The organism is Arthrobacter agilis, assembly GCF_002953615.1.
Classification (GTDB): domain Bacteria; phylum Actinomycetota; class Actinomycetes; order Actinomycetales; family Micrococcaceae; genus Arthrobacter_D; species Arthrobacter_D agilis_B.
Genome location: NZ_CP024915.1, coordinates 3,422,441 through 3,424,790, shown reverse-complemented (window position 1 = coordinate 3,424,790; position 2,350 = coordinate 3,422,441). Strand labels below are relative to the sequence as shown.

At 60.0% G+C, this 2,350-nt stretch carries 3 protein-coding genes; 2 read left to right on the top strand and 1 reads right to left on the bottom strand.

Annotated elements, in window-relative coordinates:
• Together CVO76_RS16875 and CVO76_RS17685 are read left to right on the top strand one after the other, a co-directional pair.
• Positions 1–1,078, top strand: a 1,078-nt coding sequence (locus tag CVO76_RS16875; RefSeq protein ID WP_208740216.1) for a glycosyltransferase family 4 protein, incomplete at its 5' end; no start/stop codon positions are given.
• 54 nt (positions 1,079–1,132) lie between these two features.
• Positions 1,133–1,258 carry an Lsr2 family DNA-binding protein gene (locus CVO76_RS17685; protein WP_432206108.1) on the top strand — a complete coding sequence of 42 codons (126 nt, stop codon included), beginning with the start codon at positions 1,133–1,135 and terminating at the stop codon, positions 1,256–1,258.
• Positions 1,259–1,834: 576 nt separating this feature from the next.
• On the opposite strand, the gene CVO76_RS16865 is transcribed toward CVO76_RS17685, so the two are convergent.
• The coding region (locus CVO76_RS16865; protein ID WP_208740214.1) for a hypothetical protein at positions 1,835–2,350 on the bottom strand (516 nt) is incomplete at its 5' end.

The window sequence follows — 2,350 nt, the reverse complement described above, 5'->3', positions numbered from 1 at the left end:
TCACAGCGGGTATGCGGTGGAGGCACGCAGCTATACGAGCATGTTGCGGAACGCGGGATTTCGTGTCCGGGAGGTTCCTGTGGCTTCCCGGACGCATGGCACTTCCGGCCCCGGTTTTGTAGGTCGAAAGCAGAGTCTGACCGCTGCGGACTTGACCATCGTGCATCTGCCTTGGCACGACAGCGGATGGGAAAACACCGACGGAACCGTAGTGTGGAGGGCGATGTTTGAGACTGCTTCGGTGCCTCCTGCATGGCTGCCGCGCTTGTCCGCGGTGGACGAGGTATGGGTTCCCTCCAATTTCAATGCAGCCACTTTTGCGTCCGCTGGAGTTGCCCGGGAAAAGCTGAAAGTCATTCCCGAAACTATCGATCGGGCCTGGGGGGAAATACTCGCTGCACCCTATAAGGCGGAAGGGACCTTTCGGTTTTTGTCCGTGTTCAGGTGGCAGTACCGCAAGGGCTGGGATGTGCTACTGAACGCATACCTTTCAGAGTTCAATAGCTGCGATGACGATGTGGAGTTGGTGATCCGGGCTGATCCGCTTGGTGCCGGCGCTCCGGGCGTGGGACAGATCATCGAATCATTCTCCGATCAGGTCCGTCCGGGCAGAACACCGAGAATTACCTTGCTCAACAACGCGCTGTCTGAGGCAGAGCTTCGTTCACTCTACAGAAGCTCGCACGCTTTTGTTCTGCCTACCAGAGGCGAAGCCTGGGGGCGTCCCTTCATGGAAGCGATGGCCTGCGGTCTGATAACCATCGGAACAGGCTGGGGTGGCCAGTGCGATTTCATGAACACATCAAATTCACTGCTGATCGACTACAGTCTGGCACCGGTACCCCCTGCGGCTGTTCACGAGTGGCCGTACTTCCATGGACAGATTTGGGCGGAGCCCTCAGTCGAGAGCCTGCGGGACTGCATGCGCCGGGCAGTCGAAGGAGGCCCAACGATTGTGGGGAAACGACAGAACGCAGCAGACAGTATTAGAGAACTGTACTCACCGGAGAAAATCAGTGAAGCCCTCATCCAGGCGGTCAATATCATCATCGACAAGCAACAAGCCCGTGACACATGAAAGCGCAGCTTATGAGATGCTCGACCATGGGCAGGGCGATGACTTCGGACACAAATGATGACACATCCAAAATCCTGTCGACACCTCCGTCAGTGGGCGAAGGACAACGGCTATATCGTAAGTTCTCACGGCCAAATTTCACATACGATCATGAATGCTCATAACGAAGCACATACGTAGGGGCAGCCGCGGAGCCCCTAATGTCCGCTTACCCGGCCTTGTTGCGCATGTGTGCAGTCACTCGCCGACCGTCCTGGCTCCGTCGTCATGCGCATAGGGCCATTGGCGCCGAACGGCAACTTCCTCTCACCCAGCCTGCAAGCGGTTGTGAGCACCACTGGGTCTGCTGCACGAAGGGTCTGCTGCACGAAGGGTCTGCTGCACCGATAGGTGACATCTGATCTGGCTTGCCGGAAGGTGAGCCTGGAAGGATGTTGCTGTGCCCAAGCCCTACCTGAGGAGTTCCATGACCATGTGGTGCGCGTCGCGAGGAATCGTGAGTCCGGAGTGACGATCGAGCAGGTCGTGAAAGACTTCGGTATTCACCGCATGACGCTGGCGAAGTGGATCTGAACCGCCGACATCGACGAGGGCGAAGCCCGGCCTGCCTAGAGCGGAGGGCGCTGAGCTGCGAGAGGCACGGAAGCGGATCAGGTTGCTCGAGCAGGTGGAGGCGCGTCGCGTTCCAGGCGGGGCACCCCCGGCGTGCATCGTCAGCGGATGAGGTAACCGTGGATTGATCCGGGTGTCGGGTGGTTATGTCTCGGTGCGTGCTGTACTCGTGGTGAGGGGTGCTTCTTCGACGGAGGTGCCGCCCTGGAACGTCGACGGGTCGGGGAGCAGGTGTTCCGTCGCGGCGCGGAGGATGCCTTGCACCTGCTGCACAGGGCCGGTGGCCCTGCCTGCGGTCGTGAGTGCGTCGACGAGCTCGGCGAGTGCGGCCATGAGAGCAGGACATTCGGCCTGCTGGGTGACCGACGGGAGCGCGCCGTGCAGCGAACGCAGAAGTTCATCCTGGTGATGCCCGGAGCTCAGACGCGGTAACGCGTGCGCGAACGAGCTAATCAGGAGCGCGGCAGTGTCGGATTGTCGTGATTGGGACGAGGCGATGAGAAGGGTGCCGAAACTGCGGAGTAACCGCTCGACTGCCCCGTCCGTGTACACGACGGGAAGAGGGTCCTGGCCTTCGGATGAAGCGTCCCACATCTGTTCTTCGACGATCGCCCATCGGCCGATGAGGTCACGGAGTTGGTGGATCGCGGCGTTGGCGAT